This is a genomic window from Streptomyces sp. LZ34, assembly GCF_053890475.1.
On sequence record NZ_CM132680.1, the window covers coordinates 8658699 to 8677167 of the forward strand.

An 18469-nucleotide genomic window follows, 5' to 3' on the forward strand; every position below is an offset into this window, starting at 1 on the left:
CGATGGACGGGCGGGCGGACGGGCCGGCTACGGGGCGCTCGGCGGGGCCGTACTGGCGCGCACGACCAGCGCCGTCGCGAGTTCCACCCGGGGGGACTCGATCTCCTCGCCGCGCGCCTGGCGCAGCACCGTACGGGCCGCCAGCTTGCCCATCTCCGCGAGCGGCTGGCGCACGGTGGTCAGCGGCGGGGCCGACCAGCGGACTTCCGGAAGGTCGTCGAAGCCCACCACGCTCACGTCCTCCGGCACCCGCAGGCCCCGGCGGCGCAGGGCCTCGATCGCGCCCAGGGCCATCTGGTCGCTGGAGGCGAACACGGCGGTGGGCGGGGTGGCCGCGTCCATCAGCTGATCGCAGCCGACGAAACCGGACTCGTGGTAGAAGTCGCCCTGCGCGACCAGCGCCTGGTCGTACGCCACCCCCGCCGCCTCCAGGGCGGCCCGGTGGCCGTCCAGCCGGGCCCGGCTGCACAGCAGCCGCGGCGGGCCGGCGATAAAGCCGATCCGGTGGTGGCCCAGGCCCAGCAGATGCTCGGTCGCGGCCATTCCGCCGGCCCAGTTGGTCGCCCCGATGGTGGGCGCGTCCAGGGCGGGGGCGCCGGCCGGGTCGACCACCACGATCGGCACGTTCAGCCGCCGCAGCTCCTCGTGCAGCACCGGTTCGAGCACGGAGGTCACCAGGATCACCCCGTCCGAGGCGCGCGCCCGCAGGTTCTTCATCCACTGCCGCGCCGCGCCCGCCCGGCCGTGGATGGCGGAGACCACCGTGCCCACGCCGTCCTGGTGCGCGACCTCCTCCACACCGCGGATGATCTCCACCGCCCAGGGGCTGTCCAGGTCGTTGAAGACCAGGTCCACCAGGGCGGCCCGGTCGCCCGGGGCGGTCTGGCGGCGGCGATAGCCGTGGAGCCGCAGCAGATTCTCCACCCGGGCCCGGGTCTCGGGCGAGACGTCCGAACGTCCGTTGACGACCCGCGAGACCGTGGGCACCGACACCCCGGCCTCCTGTGCGATGGCCGTGATCGTCACCTTGGGCCGGGCGCCGCCCTCGGCCCCCACGCTCTCCGTAGCCATTTCCGCCTCCTCCGTTGACGAGAGTCACTCCCGCCTCTAGCTTTCCGGGCGCACCCTCGGAACCTTGCAGAAGTCTTCCGGAAAACCGGATCAGACGTGAAGAGAAGAGAGGGACGTCCATGAAGCTCATGAGCTTACGCAGCGGCGCGCTGGTGGCCTCGGCCGCCGTGGCGACCCTGGCCTTCGGCCTCGCCGCCCCCGGTCAGGCCGCGGATCACCCGGCCGGAAAGGCGACCGCCAAGACCGCCAAGACCGCCAAGACCGCCAAGACCGCCAAGACCGCCAAGACCGCCAAGACCGCCAAGACCGCCGAGACCGCCGAGACCGCCAAGACCGCCGACTCCGCTGACACAGCCGGCACCGGCGGCGACACCCGCGTCAAGGCGAACCCCACCCTCCGCGAGGTCGCCGACCGCACCGGCCGCTTCGTCGGTACGGCCATCAACGACGGCCGGCTCGGCGACGCCACCTACGCCAACATCGCCAAGAGCGAGTTCTCCAGCGTCACCGCCGAGAACGCCATGAAGTGGGGCTCGGTCGAGCCCAACCGCGGCCAGTTCAACTGGGCCGCCGCCGACCGGCTGGTCTCCTTCGCGCAGAGCAACAACCAGAAGGTCTACGGCCACACTCTCGTCTGGCACAGCCAGATGCCGAACTGGCTGGCCAACGGGTCGTTCTCCAACGCCGAGCTGCGCACCATGATGACCGGCCACGTCACCACCCAGGTCAGCCGCTACAAGGGCAAGGTCCAGCGCTGGGACGTGGTCAACGAGGCGTTCAACGAGGACGGGACGCTGCGCCAGTCCAAGTTCCAGCAGCAGCTCGGCGAGTCGTACATCGCCGACGCCTTCCGCGCCGCCCGCGCCGCCGACCCCGGCGCCAAGCTCTTCATCAACGACTACAACACCGAGGGCACGGGCGCGAAGAGCAACGGCCTGTACAACCTGGTCCAGCGGCTCAAGAGCCAGGGCGTGCCCATCGACGGCGTCGGCTTCCAGAGCCACCTCATCGTGGGCCAGGTGCCCTCCACCATGAAGGCCAACCTCCAGCGCTTCGCCGACCTGGGCCTGGACATCGTCGTCTCCGAGCTCGACATCCGCATGGCCACCCCGGCCGACTCCGCCAAGCTCCAGCAGCAGGCGGCCAACTACAAGACCGTGGCCCAGACCTGCCTGGCCATCTCCCGCTGCGTCGGCATCACCGTATGGGGCTTCGGCGACCGGGACTCCTGGGTCCCCGGCACCTTCCCCGGCCAGGGCGCGGCCAACCTGTACGACAACAACTACCAGCCCAAGCCCGCCTACACCGCGTTCCGCGACGGCCTGGCCGGATCCTAGGGAGCGGCACCCGATGAGACTTCACCCGCACGGTCCGCGCCCGCACGGTACACGGGCCCAGGGCATACGCAGAGCCGCGCTCGGCCTGGCCGCCGCCGGAGCGCTCCTGCTGGGCCTGGCCACGCCCAGCAGCGCGGCCGACCCGGTGCTGCGCGACCTGGCCCAGGCGAAGGGCAAGTACTACGGCACCGCCGTGACCGCGTCCAAGCTGGGCGGCACCTACGCCACGATCGCCGGCGGCCAGTTCGACTCGATCACCCCCGGCAACGAGATGAAGTGGGAGTCCGTCGAGCCCAGCCGCGGCACGTACAACTGGTCCGGCGCGGACGCCGTGGTCAACTTCGCCCAGTCACACACCATGCAGGTGCGCGGCCACACCCTGGTCTGGCACAGCCAGCTGCCGGGCTGGCTGACCTCCGGCACCTGGACCGCCGACCAGCTGCGCACCCTCATGACCGACCACATCACCACCGAGGTCGGCCGCTACAAGGGCAAGATCTCGCACTGGGACGTGGTCAACGAGCCGTTCAACGAGGACGGCACCTTCCGGCAGTCGATGTGGTACACGAAGCTCGGCCAGAGCTATATCGCCGACGCGCTGCGCGCCGCCCGCGCCGCCGACCCGGACGCCAAGCTGTACCTCAACGACTACAACACCGACGGCACGGGCGCGAAGAGCGACGCCATGTACAACCTGGTCAAGTCGCTCAAGGCGCAGGGCGTCCCGATCGACGGCGTCGGCTTCCAGGGCCATCTCATCCTCGGCCAGGTGCCGTCCACGATGCAGGCCAACCTGCAGCGCTTCGCCGACCTCGGCGTGGACGTCGCCGTCACCGAGCTGGACATCCGGATGCAGCTGCCGGTCACCGACGCCAAGCTCGCGCAGCAGAAGGCCGACTACAAGGCCGTCACCAGCGCCTGCGTCGCCGTCACCCGCTGCAAGGGGGTGACGGTCTGGGGGTTCACCGACTCCGACTCCTGGATCCCCGACGTCTTCGACGGCCAGGGCGCCGCCACCCCGTACGACGAGAACTACCAGCCCAAACCGGCGTACTACGGCATCGCCGAAGCCCTCGGCTGGAGCGGCGACGGCGGGCAGGACCCGACGCCCACCACGGGCTGCGCGGTGACCTACTCCGTCACCAACCAGTGGAACACCGGCTTCACGGCGAACGTCACCGTCAAGAACACCGGGTCCAGTCCCGTCAGCGGCTGGAAGGTGGCCTGGACCTACCCCTCCGGCCAGCAGGTGACCTCCGCCTGGAACGCCACCGTGACCCAGACCGGCTCCCAGGTCACGGCGGCCGACGCGGGCTACAACGCCACGATCGGCGCCGGCGGCTCGGTGTCGTTCGGCTTCAACGGCAACTGGTCCGGCTCCAACACCGCACCCAGCGCCTTCACTCTCAACGGCGCGACCTGCACAGCCGGCTGAGAGCCCCCTCGCCTGGACGGTGACTCCGCCTCGCCGTCCAGGCACCGCACCGCACCGCACCGCACTGCACTGCACCGCACGCTTTCGAATTCCCTCTCCTCAGGGTGTAAGAAATCGCGGTTCTCGACCACTGCCAGGTGAGAGAGCCGAGATGAGGAGACGGCGCGTGACCGACGCCCAACGCTTCCGTGACCTGTACGAGGAGTGCTATCCCCGTGTGCTCGCCTACGCCTCGAGCCTGGTGGGCCGGCAGGTCGGTGAGGACATCACCAGCGAGACCTTCACGGTCGCCTGGCGGCGGATGCGGGACATCCCCACGCCACCGCTGCCGTGGCTGCTCGGCGTGGCCCGCAATCTGACCAGCGAGCTGCGCCGCCGCGACGGCAGACAGTACGCCCTGGCCGCGGAGGAGGCCCAGCGCATCATGGCCTCCGGCGCCCAGGTCGACGACGTGGCCGCGGATGTGACCGAGCGCGAGGCGGCGCTGCAGGCGCTGGCCAGGCTGTCCGACGCGGACCGCGAGGTGCTGACGCTGGTCGCCTGGCACGGGCTCGGCCCGAGACAGGCCGCACGCGTCCTCGGCTGCTCCACCGCCACGTTCTCGGTGCGGCTGCACCGGGCCAGGCGGCGGCTCGAGCGAGCCGTGAACACAGTCGCAGCCGTGAACACAGACGCAGCCGTAAACACAGTCGCAGCCGGCGCCGCGGCCGGACTCTCTCGCGATCCTCGCGACTCTCGCCCGAAAGTGACAGTGAAGGAGCACTGACATGGCACGCAAGCGGCCCGATGTCATGAAGACGCTGGCAAACGCCCGGCCCCCGGAGTTCGACCCGGAGCGCCTGGCCGGTTCCGAACGCGCCCGGCACGACCTGATCACCATCCTGAGCAGCGCCCCCGAGGGGCCGGAAGCCCGCCGGTCCGCCCGGCCGTTCACCTGGCGCTGGGCGCTGCCCGTCGCCGCGACGGCGGCCGTGGCCGGGGTGCTCGTCGCCACCCTCCCCCAGGGCGGCCCGGGCGTCCAAGGCGCCCACGGCTCCCGGGCGACCGCCGGTCCCGCCACGAACAGCCCCCGGCACACCCCCGATACCGGCCGCCTGGCGCTGCTGAACGTGGCCGCCCGGGTGGATCGCGCGGCGGACGAGGGCACGTACTGGCAGACGACCACGCGGTCGGCCTGGATCGGCGTCGTCGCCGAGCCCGAGTCGACCTTCGCGGTCGTCTCCTCCGAGACGCAGCAGTGGTCCTTCGGGGTACGGCCCGGGACGCGGAGCCTGTGGGTCTCGGGGATCGACGACACCACCAAGCCCCGCACCGAGCGCGACACCGCGCGCTGGCGGGCCGCCGGATCGCCGAAGGACCTGACGCTCGCCGACTCCAGGTCGGGCGGCAGGCTCGGGCTGCGGATGGACATGGGGTCCGGCAAGCGGCCGACGGTGACCCGGATCAACAGCGGCGACAAGATCGCTGCCCTCGGTGCGCGCAATGTGACCTACGCGGACCTGCGGAAACTGCCCGGCGACAGGGCGAAGTTGAAGGAGGTGCTGGCGGACCTGTACGAGGAGGACCGGGGGAGCGAGATCTCCGGCCGCACCGAGTGGACGTGGCGGCAGGCGGCCAACCTGATCGACCTCCCGGTCAGGCCCGAGGTCCGGGCCGCCGCGTACCGCGTCATCGCCGATCTGCCGGGCATCCGGTCGCTCGGCGAGGTGACCGACCCGCTGGGCCGCAAGGGGGTCGGCTTCGCCCTGCCCGCGACCGACCGGCCCGACTACGGGGAAGCCCGGTCGGAGCTGATCGTGGACCCGGCGACCGGGGCCCTGCTGTCCGACCAGGAGACACTGACCAAGCCGAACGCGAAGGCCGCCGAGGCGGGGCTCACGGCGGGCACGGTGGTGAACTACACCGCCAACGTCAGGTCGGAGTGGTCCGACCGGCAGCTCAAGACCCCCAACTGAGAGCTGTAAGAACCGGCGGGCAGCGGCCATTTCCTTCTGAGAACCCACCCCCCGAGCAGAAGGAGCACCATGGCCAGGAACGCAGGGCGGCCCGAAGCGCGTCGGATGCGGCTGCGCATGGCGGTCGCGGTGTGCGCGGTCGTACTCGGCACGTCCGGCACGTTCGGCGCGCAGGCCAACGCCGCGCCCGGCACCGCGTCCGCCACCGCGACCGGCGCCGCGACCGACCGCGCGTCCCGCGCCGCCACCCCGTGGCAGCTGCGGACGCCGCTCAGCGAGACCGTCTCGACGGAGTTCTGGGGCGTCGCCTCGACCGGCGCCAAGGACGCCTGGGCGGTGGGCCGGAAGACGGACGGCGCCGATGGGCCCACCCCCGTGATCAGGCACTGGAACGGCACGAAGTGGGCGGATGTGCCCGCCGCCGCCACCGGCGGCAAGGCCGCGCAGCTGGAGAAGGTCGCCGCCGCGGCGCCCGACGACGCCTGGGCGGCCGGCTCCCTGGCCGACAACATGTCCGCGCCGATCCTGCTGCAGCACTGGGACGGCAAGAAGTGGACGAAGGTCGACCACGCGGCGCCCGCGGAGGGGTCGGTGAGCTTCGTCGGCAGCATCGCCACTTTCGGTACGAAGGCGGCCTGGCTGACCAGCTTCGACTGGGACCCGACCGGCAACACCGCCACATACCGCCTGGAGCGCTGGACCGGCTCCGCGTGGCAGAAGGTGTCCCTGCCCGCAGCCCCCGGCGGCGGCCAGGTACAGCCCTGGGACATCACCGGCACCGGCCCGGACGACGTCTGGGTCACCGCCGACGCGGTGACCGGCGATGTGTCCGTACCGCTGCTGTACCACTGGAACGGCAGCGGCTGGACGGTCCGCGAGGTGCCGACCCCCACCGACCACCCGACCGGCTGGTCGGCCAACCACGCCGTGGCCACCGGCCGTAACTCGGTCTACGTCATCGGGAAGACCAACGACCCGCAGGCGCCCACCGCCACCCTGGCCACCCGCTGGAACGGCAGCCGCTGGCAGTCGCTCCCCGCGCTCCCCGTCGACGAGGCGAACGCCGCGGGCGCGGACGGCGCCGGGGGGCTGTGGATCGGCGGCTGGATCCCGGGCAGCCCCCACTCCGTGCTGTCTCGCTGGACCGGCACCAAGTGGGCGACCGAGGAGCTGCCCGCCGATGTCACCGAGCACAGCGAGATGTCCACGGTGCTCGGCATCGCGGGCGTCCCCGGGACGAAGGGCGTGTTCGCCGCGGGGACGGCCGGCTGCGCGAGCGACCCCGTCATGTGCGGGGTCGTGGTCTCACGCGACCTGCGCTGACACCCCGTCATCCGTACGGGCCGCATACGCCTGGACGACGACCCCCCCGTCGTCCAGGCACCGCCCCGTCTCCAGGTCGAAGCGCTGCTTCAGCAGCGGCGAGGCGACGAACGACCGGCCCTGTACGGAGCCCAGCAGACCCCGCGAGAGCACATACGCGCCGGTGAACGGATCGCGGTTGTCGATCGCGTACGGCCGCCCCGCGCGGTCCAGGAAGACCGCGACCTGGGTCCCGTCCGGCAGCAGCGCGGCCACCCCGCGCCCCGGCGTCAGGTCCGAGAGGTCGCAGACCGCGAACCACCGCTGGTCGATCAGGAGTTCCACGCGGACATCGATCCGCTCGGGTGCCATGGTCATCGGCTTGCGGTCCCTTCGAGAGTACGGTCGAGAGTGCGGACGGGGATGCTGGGGCCGGACAGGATCGTCAGGTCCGGCTTCACCTGGTCGCGCTCGGGCACGAACTTCACCGTTGGGTCCGGCGCGCCCGGCGCGTTGACGAAGGACACGAAGCGCCGCAGCCGCTCCGGGTCGTCGAGGGTCTCGGCCCACTCGTCGCGGTAGCCCGCCACATGGTCGGCCATCAGCGCCTCCAGCTCGGCGCACAGCCCCAGCGAGTCGTCGACCACCACGTCCCGTACGTGGTCCAGGCCGCCCTCGATCCGCTCCAGCCAGGCGGAGGTGCGCTCCAGCCGGTCCGCGGTGCGGATGTAGAACATCAGGAACCGGTCGATGAGCCGGATCAGCTGCTCGTCGTCGAGGTCCTGGGCGAGCAGGTCCGCGTGGCGCGGGTCCGCGCCGCCGTTGCCCCCGACGTACAGGTTCCAGCCGTTCGAGGTGGCGATCACCCCGAAGTCCTTGCCGCGCGCCTCCGCGCACTCGCGCGCACACCCGGAGACGGCCGACTTCAGCTTGTGCGGGGAGCGCAGCCCCCGGTAGCGCAGCTCCAGGTCGATGGCCATCCGGACCGAGTCCTGCACGCCGTAGCGGCACCAGGTCTGCCCCACGCACGACTTCACGGTGCGCAGCGCCTTGCCGTACGCGTGCCCCGACTCGAACCCGGCGTCCACCAGCCGCGTCCAGATGAGCGGCAGTTGGTCCACGCGGGCGCCGAACATATCGATCCGCTGCCCGCCGGTGATCTTCGTGTAGAGCCCGAAGTCGCGCGCCACCTCGCCGATGACGATCAGCTTCTCGGGGGTGATCTCCCCGCCGGGGATGCGCGGCACGATCGAGTACGAGCCGTTGCGCTGGAGATTCGCCAGGAAGTGGTCGTTGGTGTCCTGAAGCGCCGCCTGCTCGCCGTCCAGCACATAGCCGCTGGCGCCCACCGTCGGAGCGAGCGAGGCGATGATCGACGCCACGGTCGGCTTGCAGACCTCACAGCCGTTGCCGCTGCGCGCCTCCTCGCGGCCGTGGCTGTCCAGCAGCGCGGCGTAGGAGGTGATGCGCAGCGTCCGGACGATCTCGTACAGCTCGGCCCGGGTGTAGGAGAAGCAGCCGCACAGCCCCTTGTCGACGCTGACGCCGCTCGACTCCAGCTCGTCGTTGACCAGAGTCGTGAGCGCCTTGAGGCAGCTGCCGCAGCCGGTGCCCGCCTTGGTGCACTTCTTCACCTCGGGGACCGTGGCGCACTGGTGGTCGGTGACCGCCCCGCGGATCGTGCCCTTGGTGACGTTGTGGCAGTTGCAGATGACCGCCTCGTCCGGCAGCGCCGACGGGCCGATCGCGGCCGGCGCCCCGAGCCCGGCCGGCAGCACCAGCTGCTCGGGCGCGACCGGCGGCACCGAGCCGGTCAGCGGCCGCAGCATGCCGTACGCCTCGGCGTCGCCGACCAGCACCCCGCCGAGCAGCGCCCCGTCGGAGCCGATCACCAGCTTCTTGTAGACGCCCGCGCGGGAGTCGGAGTACACCACGTCCAGACAGCCCTCGGCCGCGCCGTGCGCATCGCCGAACGAGGCCACGTCCACGCCAAGCAGCTTGAGCTTGGTGGACGTGTCGGCTCCCGTGAAGCCACTCTCACTGCTTGCTTCGGCCGCCTCCGCGATGTCGCCGGCGGCCACCAGCGCCATCTCGTACCCCGGCGCCACCAGCCCGTACACCCGGCCGTCGGCGGCCAGCGCGCACTCGCCGATCGCGTACACCGCCGGGTCGCTCGTACGGCACCGCTCGTCCACCGCGACCCCGCCGCGCTCGCCGACCGTCAGCCCGCAGTCGCGCGCCAGCTGGTCGCGGGGGCGCACCCCCGCCGAGAAGACGACCAGATCGGTGTCGATGGACGACCCGTCCGACAGGGCCATGCCGGTGACCGCGCCGTCCGCGCCCGCCGTGATCTCCTTCCCGCCGACGCCCGTGTGCACGACCAGGCCCATGTCCTCCACGGTCCGGCGCAGCGCGGCGCCGCCGCCCTCGTCCACCTGGATCGCCATCAGCCGCGGGTTGAACTCCACGATGTGCGTGGTCAGCCCCAGTCCCTTGAGCGCGCCCGCCGCCTCCAGGCCCAGCAGCCCGCCGCCGACCACGGCGCCGGTCGAGCAGTTCTTGGCGTACTCCTCGATCTCCAGCAGGTCTTCGATGGTGCGGTAGACGAAGCAGCCCTGGCTGTCCTTGCCGGGCACCGGCGGCACGAACGGGTACGAGCCGGTGGCCAGCACCAGCGTGTCGTACGCGACGGTCAGCCCGGAGCGCGCGGTGACCGTGCGCGCGGCGCGGTCGATGTGCTCGGCCGGGTCGCCCAGGTGCAGCTCGATGCCGTGCCGGGCCATGAAGCCGTCCTCCACGAGGGACAGGTCCTCGGCGGTCCGGCCGGAGAAGTACGAGGTCAGCTGGACGCGGTCATACGCCGGGCGCGGCTCCTCGCACAGCACGACGACCCGGGCGCGCTCGGTCACGCCCTGCTCGGCGAGGGCCTCCAGGAAGCGCTGGCCGACCATGCCGTGCCCGACGAGCACGATGGTGGGGGCGGCGGTGGCGGTGGTGGCGGGGTTCGGTGCGCTCATCGTCAGGAGCCTCCATCGTTGGTCAGCAGGTGGAGCAAGGGAGCGGAGGGGAGCGGCTCGTCACCCTCCCAAGTACGGGCGAGCGCGCCGACGCTGCCGAGATCGCCGAGCAGAATCCCCCCGACGAGGCGGTCCCCGCGGACCACGACCTTGCGGTACGCGTTCCGCGTGGCGTCGGTCAGATGCACGACGTCGTCGCCGGGGGCGGGGGTGGTCTCGCCGAACGCGGCGAGGTCCAGGGGGCTGGACGCGGCGGCGAGAGTGAGGCGGGTGAGGGCGCGTGATCCCGCGTACCGGGGTCCGGTTTCGCTGCCGTCTGCGGCCCGGTGGCCGGGTTGTGCCCACCCGTTCCGCCCCGCGGAACGATTGCCCACAACATGCGCCAAAGTGTCCGCCTGGTCCTGGGCCGGGCCGGCCAGCCCGTACAGGACGCCGCCGTGCTCCGCGCAGTCGCCGATCGCGAAGACCCGCGGATCGCTGGTGCGCAGCGTGTCGTCCACGACGACACCGCGCGCCACGTCGAGCCCGGCCGCGCGGGCCAAGCCCACGCGTGGCCGGACGCCGCAGGCGAGCACGACGAGATCGGCCTCGAGCGCGTATCTGTCCGCCAGCTCCACGGCGCTCACGGCGCGCCCGCCGCCGTCCACGGACCGCGTGCGCAGGCCCCGCACGCGGCACTCCGTGTGGACTTCCACGCCGAGCGCCTCCACATGGCGCCGCAGCAGCTCCGCGGCGCCCGTGTCCAGCTGCCGTTCCATGAGGTGTTCGCCCTGGTGGGCGAGGACGACCTGGGCGCCGCGCTGGGCCAGGGCCCGCGCCGCGGAGACGCCGAGCAGGCCGCCGCCGATGACGACGGCGCGGACGCCGGGGCGGATGGCCGCGGCGAGGGCCAGGCAGTCGTCCATGGTCCGGAAGGCGTGGACGCCGTCCGGCAGATCGTGGCTGTGGGGCTCGAAGAGCCCGCGCAGCGGGGGCAGCACCGGGTTGGAGCCGGTGGCCAGCACCAGCGAGTCGTACGGGACGCGGCGCCCGTCGTCGCACACCACTTCCCCGGGGTCCCGGTCGAGCCGGACCACGCGTACGCCGCTGAGCCGGCGGACCGCGGCGGGGGCCGGGAGGGCGATGACATCCGGGGTGTACCGCCCGGCGAGGACCTCGGCGAGCAGCACACGGTTGTACGCCGGGTGGGGCTCCTCCCCGATGACCATCACATCGAGGGCGCTGTCGGCGCCATCGGCGGCTGTCGCGGCGAGCTGCTGCGCCAGCCGCGTCCCGGCCATGCCGCCGCCGACGACCACCACCCTGTGGCGGCCGCGCGGCTCGCTGTCCGGCTCCCTGTTCGACCTCATGCCAGGAAGCGTGCGGGGTGCCTGTTACCCGGCCGCATCACCGCCGTTTCCCTGAAGCAACGCTGCCCTCAGCGCGCCCCGTCAGCCGCTGTGAGCCGCGGGCCGTACGCCGTCGAGCCGGAGCGGAAGCTCCTGGGGGCTGTTGCCGACGAAGCTGGGGTGCGGGACGAGCTCCCCGTCGCGGACGGCCAGGTCCAGCCCGGGGAAGCGGGTGAACAGCGCGTCGAGGGCGACCGTGGCCTCCATACGGGCCAGTGGCGCGCCGAGGCAGTAGTGCGCGCCGTGGCCGAAGGACAGATGGCGGGCGGCGTCCGGGCGGGTGTGGCGGGTGATGTCGAAGCGGTCGGCGTCCGCGCCGTGGGCCCGCGGGTCGCGCCCGGCGGAGGTGTACGAGACGAGGACGGGGGCGCCCTGGGGGATCACCGTGCCGCCGACGGCCAGGTCACGGGTCGGGTAGCGGAAGGGGAAGAAGCTGACGGGGCTGTCGTAGCGCAGGGTCTCCTCGACCACATCGCCCCAGGATGCCTGGCCGGCGCGCACCAGCTCCAGCTGGTCGCGGTGGGCGCACAGCGCCCGCACGGCGTTGGTGATCAGGTTGAGCGTGGTCTCGTGCCCGGCGATGATCATCAGCAGCAGTGTGCCGATGAGCTCCTCCTCGCTGAGCCGGTCGCCGGCCTCCTCCCCGTCGCGTACGTCCCGCACGGCTATCAAGGCGCTCGTGAGGTCGTCGCCGGGGGAGCGCAGCCGGGCGGCGGCCACCTGGCCCAGGATGGCCACCATCTCGCGGTTGGCGGCCAGCGCCCGCTCGGGCGCGGTCCGGGTGCCGACGATGTCGTTGGAGAGGGCGTGCAGCCGGTCCTGGTGCTCGGGGCCGACGCCGAGCAGCCGGCAGATCACGCCCATGGGCAGCGGCAGCGCGAAGTGGCGGCGCAGGTCCACCACGCCGTCGGGGGCCTCGGCGGCGGCCTCGGCCAGCCGGTCCAGGAGGGAGGCGGCCAGCTCCTCGACGGCGGGGCGCAGCGCCTCCACGCGGCGCGGGGTGAAGGCCCGGGTGACCAGGGAGCGCAGCCGCTTGTGGTCGGCGCCGTCGGCGGTGGTCATGCCCCGTACGGTGGCGAAGGTCGCCAGCGGCCAGCCGGGCGGGATCTCTCCGTCCCGCAGCGCGGCGAAGTGGCGGGCGTCCTTGGCGACTTCGGGGTGGGAGGTGAAGTCCTTGAGTTCCTCGTGCCGGGTGATGGCGTAGGCGGTGACGTCGCCGGGCAGCAGGACCGGGACCGCGGCCCCGCGCTCCCGCAGCCGTTCGTTGACCGCGTGCTGGCCGGCCCCGGTGGGGTCCAGCCGATGAGGGGAGGCCGGTTCGTGGGGGGCCTGGCCGTGCGGGGCCTGGCCGTGCGGGGCCGGGGCGGCGTGCGGTAAGGGGCATCGGCCGTCGGTCATCGTAAGCCTCCTGAGTCTGCCGTGTGGGTGGTCGCCGCCGCGCCCGCCGCGCCCGCCGCGCCCGCCGCGTCCGCCGCGAGCTGCGGGGCGGTGAACCGCACCGGCAGCCCGGCCAGGTTCTTGGACCAGGGCGAGGTGATCCAGGCGAGCTGGTCCTCGGGCACGGCGAGTTCGAGGTCGGGCAGCCGGTGCCGGAGCGTGTCCACGGCGGTCCGGGTGATCAGCCGCGCCGGGTCCCGCGCCGGGCAGGTGTGCGGGCCGGCCCCGAAGGCGAGGTGCGAGCGGTTGCCGACGACCGGCCGGCCGTCCTCGGGCAGTACGTGGGGGTCGGCGTTCGCCCCCGCCAGGCCCAGGATGAGCATGTCCCCGGCGCGGATGTGCTGCCCGCCGAAGCGCAGATCGCGGGTGGCGTAGCGGCCGGGGAAGTTGGCGGTGGGCGGATAGCGCCACAGCACCAGGTCCAGCGCGTCGTCGACCGTGAGGTGCCCGCGGGCCAGCGAGGAGCGGAAGCCCGGGTCGGTGAGGAGGATCCGTACGGTGTCGGCGATCCAGTTCACGGTCGTCTGGTTCCCCGCCACGATGATCACTACGAGGTTGTGCAGGACTTCCTGGTCGCTGAGATCGGCCGGGTGTTCCAGCAGCCAGGAGGTCAGGTCCGCGCCCGGCCGCCGCTTCTTCTGCTCGATCAGCTCCAGCAGGATGCCGCCCATGCGCCGGTTGGCGCCGGTGGCGGCGGCGGTGGGGTTGACGATGGCGGCGATCGCCTCGACCAGCCGCGGCCCGCGCTCCTCGTCGAGGCCCAGGGTCTGGGTGACCACCTGGAGCGGGAGCATCCGCGCGTACTGCGGCACGAGATCCGCCTCGTGCCGGTCCGCGAACTCGGCGATGAGCCGCTCGGCGGTGGACCGCACCCTGCGGATCAGCTCGTGCCCGTCGAGCCGGCCCAGCGCCTCGGCGACCGCCGAGCGCATCCGGCGGTGCTGCTGGCCGTCGGCGAACAGCAGCGCCGGGCGCCAGCCGACCAGCGGGATCAGCGGCGAGTCGGGCGGTACGCGGCCGTCGCGCAGCGGGGTCCAGCGCCTGGGGTCGTGGGAGAAGTACTGCTCGTCGCGGGTCAGATGGAGCAGCTCGCGATGGCCGAGCACCAGCCACGCCTCGATGCCGGGCGCGATGGCGACGGGCACGACCGGGCCGTGCTCGTGGCGCATCCGTTCGTACAGCGCGGGCATGTCACCGTTCAGCGTCGGCCCGTACAGCGGCACCGGAGTCGGCAGCGCGCCGACCGCCCCGCCGGCTGCCCCACCGGCCGTCCCACCAGCTGCCCCATCGGCCGTCACGACGCCTCCGTGAGGGTCTCTATGAGGTGGGTGACCAGTGAGATCAGCGCCTTGACCGAGGACTTGTGCTCCCGGGCGTCGCAGATGACGAGCGGGGTGTGGGGGAGCAGATCGAGCGCGGAGCGCAGATCGTCCTCGCTGTGCAGCACGCTGTCGGGGAAGGCGTTGACCGCGACGGAGAACGGGACGTCCAGGTCCTCCAGATGCCCGATGGCATCGAAGGAGGCCTCCAGATCACGAGTGTCGACCAGCGCGAGCGCGCCCAGGGCGCCGCGCGCCAGGTCCTTCCACGCGGGTAGAAAACGCTGCTGGCCCGGCGTGCCGAACAGATAGAGCACCAACTCGCCGCCCAGCGTGATCCGGCCGAAGTCCAGGGCCACCGTGGTCGTGATCTTGGATGGCCGTACGGCGGTGTCGAGCCGGGCGCCCGCCTGGGTCATGGTCGCCTCGGTGGACAGCGGCTTGATCTCCGAGACCGTGCCGATCAGCGTGGTCTTGCCGACGCCCATGGGGCCGACGACCAGGATCTTGGCCGCGCCGGACACGCTGGACTGCACGTACATGACGGGTGTCCCGGCCAGATCGTCCGCGTCGGCCGAGTCGTCCGCGTCATTCATGTCGGCCATGTTGTCCCCGTCACCCTCGTCGTCTTCGTCGTTCACGCCGTGCACACCGACCACGTCCTCCACGTCGTCCATGCCGTGCACACCGTCCATGTCATCCGCGCCGTTCGTCCCGTCCGTGCCGTCTGCGCCGTCCGAGATCTCAGAGCTTGCTCTCAAGCCCATCGAGCACCTTCCTCAGCAAGTCTCTGTCGGCACGCTCGACGGCCCGGACGGGCGGGCGCGCCACGATATGCCCCCAGTCGATGAGATCTGCCAGCAGCACCTGCACCACGGCCGGTGGCTGGCCGAGGTGCGCGGCCACCTCCGCCACCGACAGCAGGCCCTGGCAGAAGTCGACGATCCGGCGGTACTCGGGCTGTAGTTCCGGGGGCGGCGCGCTCCCCGAGGCCATGACGAGCGTCTCCCACGGCAGATCGTCCCGTGAGGAACCCGCGCGGCCACGTGTGATCACGTAGGGCCGCACCGCCGGGGTGGTCCGTTCCTCGCGGGGCTCGGTCATGACGTCGGGTTCATCGGCTCCCGAGGACGGCTGCTCAGATGGGCGCCGATCTTCGCCACCAGCAGCTGCATCTGCTGGGCCACCAGACCGACATCCGCTTCCATATCGGTGGCCACGCCCAGGGACGCCCCTTGTCCGGCCGAGGTGAACAGCACGAACCCCTTGTCGGACTCGACCATAAGCTGCCGCACCCCCGCGTCGTCCCCGAATAACAGCGCCGCCGTGGACTGCCCGGTCACCGTGAGCGCCGCGCAGGCGGCGGCCAGCGACTCGGCCTCCGCCACGCCCAGCCGGGGCACGTCCCCCGTCAGCCCCTCGGCGGAGCCGTGTCCCATGCGCAGGCCGTCCTCCGAGACGACGACGGCGTGTCGCACGCCCGGGATCTGCGTCAGCGGACGCAGCATCCATCCAACGTCCGGCAGCCTGGATATGGTTCCGGCCACTACCAGCCTCCTTCTCGATCTGCTCGGTCCTGTTGGTCGGTCTCGGCCACCTCCGCGCGCCCGCGCCGGGTGCCGGAGACGATGCTGGCGATGGAGGCGCGAGCGGCCTCGGGGGTCCACGGGTCGCCGGCGGGGGCGGGGGCGGGTGCCTCGGCGCCGGGCGCCTTCGGGTTCGTACGGCGGCGGTTGCGCCGCCGCGGCAGCCCGGCCCCGGACTCAGCCCCGGCCCCGGACTCAGCCCCGGCCTCGGCGAGTACGGGTACGGGTGCGGGTGCGACCGGGGCGGTCAGGGGCTCGATGACGACCGGCTCCGCGTCCACGACCGGCTCGGCGCTCCCGCCCAGCAGCCGGTGCGGTACGAAGACCACCACCCGCGTCCCGCCGTACGCCGATGCCGTCGACAGCTCCACGCTGAAGCCCAGCTCCCGCGACCACCGCCCGACACACGCCAGTCCCAGCCGCGGCACCGCCCCCAGCTGCGCCAGGTCCAGCCCCTCCCGGAGCTGGGCGACGGCCTGCTCCAGCACATCGGGCGGCATGCCGAGCCCCGCGTCGTCGATCTCGACGACCGCGCCCGCGGCGACCTCCCGGATGGAGACCGCGACCTGGGTGCGCGAGGGGGAGAAGACCGTGGCGTTCTCCAGCAGTTCGGCGACCGCGTGCATCAGGCCCTCGACCGCGGGCGCCACCACGTACAGCGTCTGTCCGCCGTGCACATCCACCCGCCCGAACTCCACGATCCGCGACTGCGCGCCGCGCACACAGTCGAAGAGCGTCACCGGCCGGGTCTCGCGCCGCGCGGGCCAGATCCCGCACATCACCATCAGGGTCTGCGCCTTGCGGGTCATCTGGGCCGCGGCGTGGTCGGCCTTCATCACCTCGGCCATCAAGGCCGCCTCGCTGATGCGCTGTTCGAGGCCGTCGAGCACCTGCTGCTGCACCACCGCCATGGCGTGCATGTTCCTGGCCACGGACTCGAACGACGCCTGGACGGAGTCGCGCAGGTTGCGCTCCCGGCGGGCCGCCTCGTCCAACTCGGCCCGTACGACGGCCAGCCGCGCGACCTCCTCGCCCCGTTCGGCCGCGACGCCCCGTTCCCGCTCCGCTTCGGCTCGCGCCTCAGCGGCGGCGGCCCGCTCCCGCTCCGCCGCCGTACGCGCCTCAGCGACCGCTTTGCGCAGCCTGACGACCCATAACAAGCCCAGCAGCGACGTCAGCACCAGCAAAGCGGATGCGACGACGATGACGGCCACCATCCCCGACAACACCTTCGTACACCTCCACCCGCGACGCGGCCAAGAACGGGCAGATACTACTGACCAACCGATCAGTCTGTTCCGGTAGTTGTCAAAGTCTCATCTGAGAAGGCAGTCGCAGCAGCACCCGGACCCCTCCCCGGGGGCTGGTGTGGAGGGTCAGGGTTCCGCCGTGGGCGTGCGCGATGTCCTTGGCGATCGCGAGGCCGAGCCCGGTGCCGCCGTCCTGCCGGGCGCGGGCGTCGTCCAGCCGGGTGAAGCGCTCGAAGACGCGCTCGCGGTCGGGTTCGGGGATGCCGGGGCCGTCGTCGTCCACGGAGAGTTCGACCATGCCGTCGCGGACCGCGACACCGATCGAGACGGTCGTGCGCGCGTGTCTGCGGGCGTTGTCGGTGAGGTTGGTGAGCAGCCGTGAGAGCTGTACGCGGCTGCCGTGGACGACGGCGGCGGCCGGTCCGGCGTCCCCGTCGGAGGCGTCCGCGCACTCCGGCACCGTGCCGGGATGGCGCCGTACCTCCTCGGCCGCCAGCGCCGCGAGGTCCACCGGGGACCGGGGCGGCGCCTCCTGCGCGTCGAGCCTGGCGAGCAGCAGCAGATCGGAGGCGACGGCCTGGAGGCGTTCGGTGTCCTGGAGGGCCTTGTGCACGGCGGTCGGCCAGTCCGTCCGCGAGGGGCGGGCCAGGGCGAGTTCGAGCTGGGCCCGTACGGCCGCGATGGGGCTGCGCAGCTCGTGAGAGGCGTCCGCGACGAACTGGCGCTGCCGGGTCATGGCCTGGTACAGCCGGTCCAGGGTGGCGTTCATCGTCCGCGCCAGCCGGGAGATCTCGTCGCGCGCCTTGGACACCGGGACCCGGCGGTGCAGATCGCGCTCGGTGATCTCGGTGAACTCCTCCCGTATGGCGGCCACCGGGCGCAGGGCGCGGCCGACCAGCAGCCAGGTGAGGGCGGCCACGAACAGCACGAGCCCGGCGGCCGCGGGGGCGACCTGGCGCAGCAGCAGCCGGGTGGCGTTGTCGAGGGCGGTGGTCGAGGGGGTGACGTCCACGCTGTACGGCGTGCTGGCCGTTACGGGAACGATGGTGAGCGGGTTGCCGGCCATCGCGCGGTCCGACGGACGTTGCGCCGTCGCGTGTGAGGGGATGAACACCCGTCCCGTCTTGTCCTTGATGGTCACCGGGTCGGGCGCGACGACCACCGCCTCGCGCCCATCCTTCCAGGGCGTCTTCAGCTGGCTCTTGATGGAAACGGCGGCCTGCTCGGCGTCCGTCTTCGCGCTGTCGCGCAGGTTCTGCTGAAGGACCAGCACCAGGGTCAGCATGCACAGCGCTATCGCGAGGGCGACGGTGCCGACGGCGGCCGACGTGGCCTTGGCGCGGACACTCATCCCGGTCAGCGGGCTCATGGA

16 protein-coding genes are annotated in these 18469 nt (G+C 72.4%); 5 read left to right on the forward strand and 11 right to left on the reverse strand.

The features are described from left to right. Positions 1-27: 27 nt before the first annotated feature. Positions 28-1071, reverse strand: coding sequence for a LacI family DNA-binding transcriptional regulator (locus tag ACWY4P_RS36635; protein WP_456204838.1), 1044 nt, complete (start codon positions 1069-1071; stop codon positions 28-30). Positions 1072-1199: 128 nt separating this feature from the next. On the opposite strand from ACWY4P_RS36635, the gene ACWY4P_RS36640 reads away from it, so the two are divergent. The 5 genes from ACWY4P_RS36640 to ACWY4P_RS36660 all read left to right on the forward strand — a co-directional run bounded on the left by ACWY4P_RS36640 (position 1200) and on the right by ACWY4P_RS36660 (position 7121). Next, complete coding sequence (locus tag ACWY4P_RS36640) at positions 1200-2408, forward strand: endo-1,4-beta-xylanase (protein ID WP_456204839.1); 1209 nt, start codon at positions 1200-1202, stop codon at positions 2406-2408. A 13-nt stretch (positions 2409-2421) separates the two neighbouring features. After that, positions 2422-3843, forward strand: a complete 1422-nt coding sequence (locus tag ACWY4P_RS36645; protein WP_456204840.1) for an endo-1,4-beta-xylanase — start codon at positions 2422-2424, stop codon at positions 3841-3843. A 166-nt stretch (positions 3844-4009) separates the two neighbouring features. Beyond that, the gene (locus ACWY4P_RS36650) at positions 4010-4609 is read left to right on the forward strand and encodes an RNA polymerase sigma factor (RefSeq protein ID WP_456204841.1); all 600 of its coding nucleotides are present in this window, start codon (positions 4010-4012) and stop codon (positions 4607-4609) included. A gap of 1 nt (position 4610) precedes the next feature. Then, entirely contained in the window at positions 4611-5798 is a 1188-nt protein-coding gene (locus tag ACWY4P_RS36655; RefSeq protein ID WP_456204842.1) for a CU044_5270 family protein, read from the forward strand. Between the two features lie 69 nt (positions 5799-5867). Next, on the forward strand, positions 5868-7121 hold the full coding sequence (locus ACWY4P_RS36660; RefSeq protein WP_456204843.1) for a hypothetical protein: 1254 nt from the start codon (positions 5868-5870) through the stop codon (positions 7119-7121). Here the strand turns inward: ACWY4P_RS36660 and nirD are convergent. The 10 genes from nirD to ACWY4P_RS36710 all read right to left on the reverse strand — a co-directional run bounded on the left by nirD (position 7104) and on the right by ACWY4P_RS36710 (position 18466). Continuing rightward, positions 7104-7478 carry a nitrite reductase small subunit NirD gene (gene nirD, locus ACWY4P_RS36665; RefSeq protein WP_456204844.1) on the reverse strand — a complete coding sequence of 125 codons (375 nt, stop codon included), beginning with the start codon at positions 7476-7478 and terminating at the stop codon, positions 7104-7106. The genes ACWY4P_RS36660 and nirD overlap by 18 nt on opposite strands. Beyond that, on the reverse strand, positions 7475-10117 hold the full coding sequence (nirB, locus tag ACWY4P_RS36670) for a nitrite reductase large subunit NirB (protein ID WP_456204845.1): 2643 nt from the start codon (positions 10115-10117) through the stop codon (positions 7475-7477). Before nirB ends, nirD begins: the two co-directional genes overlap by 4 nt. Positions 10118-10119: 2 nt before the next feature. Continuing rightward, positions 10120-11466, reverse strand: coding sequence for an NAD(P)/FAD-dependent oxidoreductase (locus ACWY4P_RS36675; RefSeq protein WP_456204846.1), 1347 nt, complete (start codon positions 11464-11466; stop codon positions 10120-10122). An 81-nt stretch (positions 11467-11547) separates the two neighbouring features. Then, entirely contained in the window at positions 11548-12903 is a 1356-nt protein-coding gene (locus ACWY4P_RS36680) for a cytochrome P450 family protein (RefSeq protein WP_456204847.1), read from the reverse strand. Next, entirely contained in the window at positions 12900-14132 is a 1233-nt protein-coding gene (locus ACWY4P_RS36685; RefSeq protein ID WP_456213183.1) for a cytochrome P450, read from the reverse strand. Before ACWY4P_RS36685 ends, ACWY4P_RS36680 begins: the two co-directional genes overlap by 4 nt. Before the next feature lie 104 nt (positions 14133-14236). Continuing rightward, the gene (locus tag ACWY4P_RS36690; protein ID WP_456204848.1) at positions 14237-15022 is read right to left on the reverse strand and encodes a GTP-binding protein; all 786 of its coding nucleotides are present in this window, start codon (positions 15020-15022) and stop codon (positions 14237-14239) included. Further along, positions 15006-15365, reverse strand: coding sequence for a DUF742 domain-containing protein (locus ACWY4P_RS36695; RefSeq protein WP_456204849.1), 360 nt, complete (start codon positions 15363-15365; stop codon positions 15006-15008). Before ACWY4P_RS36695 ends, ACWY4P_RS36690 begins: the two co-directional genes overlap by 17 nt. Next, positions 15362-15808: a roadblock/LC7 domain-containing protein gene (locus ACWY4P_RS36700; protein WP_456204850.1), complete on the reverse strand. Its 447-nt coding sequence runs from the start codon at positions 15806-15808 to the stop codon at positions 15362-15364. The genes ACWY4P_RS36695 and ACWY4P_RS36700 overlap by 4 nt, the downstream gene beginning before the upstream one ends. After that, a complete protein-coding gene (locus ACWY4P_RS36705) occupies positions 15808-17064 on the reverse strand; it encodes an ATP-binding protein (protein ID WP_456204851.1) in 1257 nt (418 codons plus the stop codon). The genes ACWY4P_RS36700 and ACWY4P_RS36705 overlap by 1 nt, the downstream gene beginning before the upstream one ends. A gap of 91 nt (positions 17065-17155) precedes the next feature. After that, positions 17156-18466, reverse strand: a complete 1311-nt coding sequence (locus ACWY4P_RS36710; RefSeq protein WP_456204852.1) for a sensor histidine kinase — start codon at positions 18464-18466, stop codon at positions 17156-17158. Positions 18467-18469: the final 3 nt, after the last annotated feature.

Bases quoted from the DNA above. Each gene is read 5' to 3' on its own strand.
- ACWY4P_RS36680 (WP_456204847.1), bottom strand. From the start codon at position 12,903: ATGACCGACGGCCGATGCCCCTTACCGCACGCCGCCCCGGCCCCGCAC.
- ACWY4P_RS36710 (WP_456204852.1), bottom strand. From the start codon at position 18,466: ATGAGCCCGCTGACCGGGATGAGTGTCCGCGCCAAGGCCACGTCGGCC.
- nirB (WP_456204845.1), bottom strand. From the start codon at position 10,117: ATGAGCGCACCGAACCCCGCCACCACCGCCACCGCCGCCCCCACCATC.
- ACWY4P_RS36655 (WP_456204842.1), top strand. From the start codon at position 4,611: ATGGCACGCAAGCGGCCCGATGTCATGAAGACGCTGGCAAACGCCCGG.
- ACWY4P_RS36635 (WP_456204838.1), bottom strand. From the start codon at position 1,071: ATGGCTACGGAGAGCGTGGGGGCCGAGGGCGGCGCCCGGCCCAAGGTG.
- ACWY4P_RS36685 (WP_456213183.1), bottom strand. From the start codon at position 14,132: ATGCCCGCGCTGTACGAACGGATGCGCCACGAGCACGGCCCGGTCGTG.
- ACWY4P_RS36705 (WP_456204851.1), bottom strand. From the start codon at position 17,064: ATGGTGGCCGTCATCGTCGTCGCATCCGCTTTGCTGGTGCTGACGTCG.
- nirD (WP_456204844.1), bottom strand. From the start codon at position 7,478: ATGACCATGGCACCCGAGCGGATCGATGTCCGCGTGGAACTCCTGATC.
- ACWY4P_RS36660 (WP_456204843.1), top strand. From the start codon at position 5,868: ATGGCCAGGAACGCAGGGCGGCCCGAAGCGCGTCGGATGCGGCTGCGC.
- ACWY4P_RS36645 (WP_456204840.1), top strand. From the start codon at position 2,422: ATGAGACTTCACCCGCACGGTCCGCGCCCGCACGGTACACGGGCCCAG.
- ACWY4P_RS36695 (WP_456204849.1), bottom strand. From the start codon at position 15,365: ATGACCGAGCCCCGCGAGGAACGGACCACCCCGGCGGTGCGGCCCTAC.
- ACWY4P_RS36640 (WP_456204839.1), top strand. From the start codon at position 1,200: ATGAGCTTACGCAGCGGCGCGCTGGTGGCCTCGGCCGCCGTGGCGACC.
- ACWY4P_RS36675 (WP_456204846.1), bottom strand. From the start codon at position 11,466: ATGAGGTCGAACAGGGAGCCGGACAGCGAGCCGCGCGGCCGCCACAGG.